Here is a 2,580-nt window from a genome sequence, read left to right as displayed (position 1 = left end):
GCTGCCGAAGAGCACCAGCCAGTCGAGGGGAACGGTCGAGCAGAGCACCTCCTTGATGCGCTCAAGCTGATACCGCTTCGCCTCCGGCAGATGGTCGAGGGTATTGGTGAGACAGCGGGGAGCATTGTTGGCGGGAGCGGGAGGGGCGGTGGTCATGGAGCAGTACCCCAGTGGACTGACTGTGTTGTTTTGCACAGTATCGAGAGGCGGCAACGGACTTTCAAGGGGTGAGGTCAAATTTGCGCCTCTGCCTGATAGCCAATAAGAAAATTCCTATATCCTGCAACAACAGGTCACAAAGAACGTTTTGGCGCACCCGTTGCCTTGGGTGTCCCTGTAGCTGATCATCCCCGCCGCCACCGCCCGCCGGCTCAGCCGCACCCCCGAAGGGATGGCCCTCACCGCCGCCGCCCTCGGCGCACCGGCGGTCCTCGGCGGGCTGGCCGCCTCCTGGCAATGGGACACCCCCGCCGGCCCCTCGGTGGTGGTCACCGCCGCGCTGCTCTTCACCCTCACCCAGCTGGTACCCGATAAACGATGAGCACGACATCGCCTGTAGGAGCGGCCCCCAGGCCGCGATGACACCCTATCCGCGCCTACCGCCAGCCGAACCGAAGCGCCCCCCCGTCGCCCCGATCGCGGCCTAAAGGGCCGCTCCTACAATGAACCGCATCGGCAAGACGCCCCCCGGTCATGACATCTCGCCCGACGGGCCTTAAGATCTCACCACCGGACCTGAGCAAGGGCGCCTCTCGTGACCAACTACTCGACCTCCCCGCCCCACGCCCCACCCTTCAACCAATGGCTGCTGAACCTCCCCCGGGACGATCAATCGTTCGAACAGAAGCCCTTTCGCCCCCGCGCCCCGGAATATTGACGGCCTCCCACCATGCGAGAAATCGGCAAACGAACCCAACGCCCCACCGGCGAGCCCCGACCGCCGACCCCGGAAGAGCGGAAATGGGTCGAGAAAATGGCGCAGCACCCCACCCGCATCCCCAAGGGCGTGTTCCGCTACCGCAGCCACGAAGAGGCCAACCGCGACTGGGAGAAGTGGCATGTTGAGCAGGTTGTGGAACTGGCTGACCGGCGCCAGCGATAAACTCCGGGAAACCCCCGGCGACTACGTCCGCCCCGCCACCTGGGAGGACGTCGTCCGCGTCGTCCGCCTGCTCAAGGAGCACGAGGTGGAGTTCATCCTGGTCGGCGGCTACGCCCTCGCCGCCCACGGCTACACCCGGATGACCGAGGACATCGACATCGCGGTCGCCCCCTCCCCGGAAAACGCCCGCCGCTGGGTCCTCGCCCTCAGCCACCTGCCGGACGCCGCCGCCGCCGAACTCACCGGCGAGGAGGACCCCTTCCAAGGCGACCACCTCCATGCCATCCGCATCAACGACGAGATCACGGTTGACCTGCTCCCCTCGGTCTGCGGACACGCCTTCGAAGAGCTGGCCCGCCACGCCGAGGCGGTGGAGATCGGCGGCATCGACATCCCCGTGCTCAGCCTCAAGGGGCTGCTGCTGACCAAGCAGGGACTGCGCGACAAGGACCGCGCCGACGCCGCCCTGCTGCGCCGGATGATCGAATCGCTGGATGATGGAAGGGACCGGGAAGCGGATCGATAGCGCCTACGCTGCGGCGCGGCCACCCGTAGCCCGCCGCTCGACAAGCCGAAAGAGACGACCTGAAGGAACCTCACCCCGCCCCCACGAAAAACCCATAACTCCCCGTACACTACCCACACCCGGGAGTAGGTCGGCGATGCCTCGCCGACGCAAACGGAAGCAGCGGGAGCGGGGCCGCGAGAGGATACCCGACCGCGCCAAACCGTTCGGCCAGGTTCGGCGCGCAGTTTCCCCACGGTGCCCCCGTTCCCGTCGGCGAAGCATCGCCGACCTACCACGACCGTACGGATGCCAAACCGCAGGTCGGGTCGAGCGCAGCGAAGCCCGACCAACATCGATCCATCCAACAGACGCGACCGACAACAAGAAGGGAATCCCCCATGCACACCCCCCGCCACATCCAGCTCCTGATCGACGAGAACCTCTCCCGCCGCGAGCCGATCCTCGACCTGTGCCGCCAGGCGCTGCTGGAGGTCCCCCCGGAGATCCGCGGCCTTACCCACCTGGAGCAGCTCCTGCTGGCGGACAACGCCATTCAGCGCCTCCCCGCCTGGCTCGCCGAGCTGCCCAAGCTGCGTTTCATCCAGCTCAACATCAATCCGCTGCACGACGTGGGCAAGGTGCCGAACCTGGTGCTCGACTGGGGCGTCTGGTGGCGGCTGCGCCCCGACCCGCAACAGGTGGCCGGGCTCTGGCTGCGCTGGGAAGAGGGGGAGATGCTGGAGGAGGCGTTGGCCCTGCCGGCGTTGCGCTGGCTGGACCTCAGCGGGCAACGCCTTCGCGAGATCCCGGAAAGGGTCTTGCGTCTTGAACGGCTGGAGGTGCTTCGGCTGGAGTACAACAAGCTCACCGCCCTGCCCTACGGGATCGCACAACTCCAACACCTCACCCTGCTCGACCTCGGTAGCAACGGCCTCACCGCCCTGCCCCCCGAGATCGCACAACTCCAACA

4 protein-coding genes are annotated in these 2,580 nt (G+C 66.6%); all 4 read left to right on the top strand.

Going from position 1 to position 2,580, the window contains the following annotated elements:
* Window positions 1-340: 340 nt before the first annotated feature.
* Window positions 341-541 (top strand): metal ABC transporter permease, encoded by a 201-nt coding sequence (locus tag ACYQ2W_RS25925; protein WP_459873911.1) that lies wholly within the window; start codon window positions 341-343, stop codon window positions 539-541.
* A 348-nt stretch (window positions 542-889) separates the two neighbouring features.
* A complete protein-coding gene (locus ACYQ2W_RS25920) occupies window positions 890-1,102 on the top strand; it encodes a hypothetical protein (RefSeq protein ID WP_459873909.1) in 213 nt (70 codons plus the stop codon).
* Window positions 1,059-1,628: a nucleotidyl transferase AbiEii/AbiGii toxin family protein gene (locus ACYQ2W_RS25915; protein ID WP_459873907.1), complete on the top strand. Its 570-nt coding sequence runs from the start codon at window positions 1,059-1,061 to the stop codon at window positions 1,626-1,628. The genes ACYQ2W_RS25920 and ACYQ2W_RS25915 overlap by 44 nt, the downstream gene beginning before the upstream one ends.
* A gap of 380 nt (window positions 1,629-2,008) precedes the next feature.
* A partial coding sequence (locus ACYQ2W_RS25910) for a leucine-rich repeat domain-containing protein (RefSeq protein ID WP_459873905.1) occupies window positions 2,009-2,580 on the top strand: 572 nt, incomplete at its 3' end.

Source organism: Endothiovibrio diazotrophicus (genome assembly GCF_054657215.1).
The sequence above is the reverse complement of the archived record's forward strand: the minus strand, read 5'-3'. Positions and strand labels throughout refer to the sequence as shown.

What these genes read in the sequence shown, in the direction of transcription:
- ACYQ2W_RS25920 (WP_459873909.1), top strand. Translation starts at nt 890, where the DNA reads ATGCGAGAAATCGGCAAACGAACCCAACGCCCCACCGGCGAGCCCCGA.
- ACYQ2W_RS25915 (WP_459873907.1), top strand. Translation starts at nt 1,059, where the DNA reads ATGTTGAGCAGGTTGTGGAACTGGCTGACCGGCGCCAGCGATAAACTC.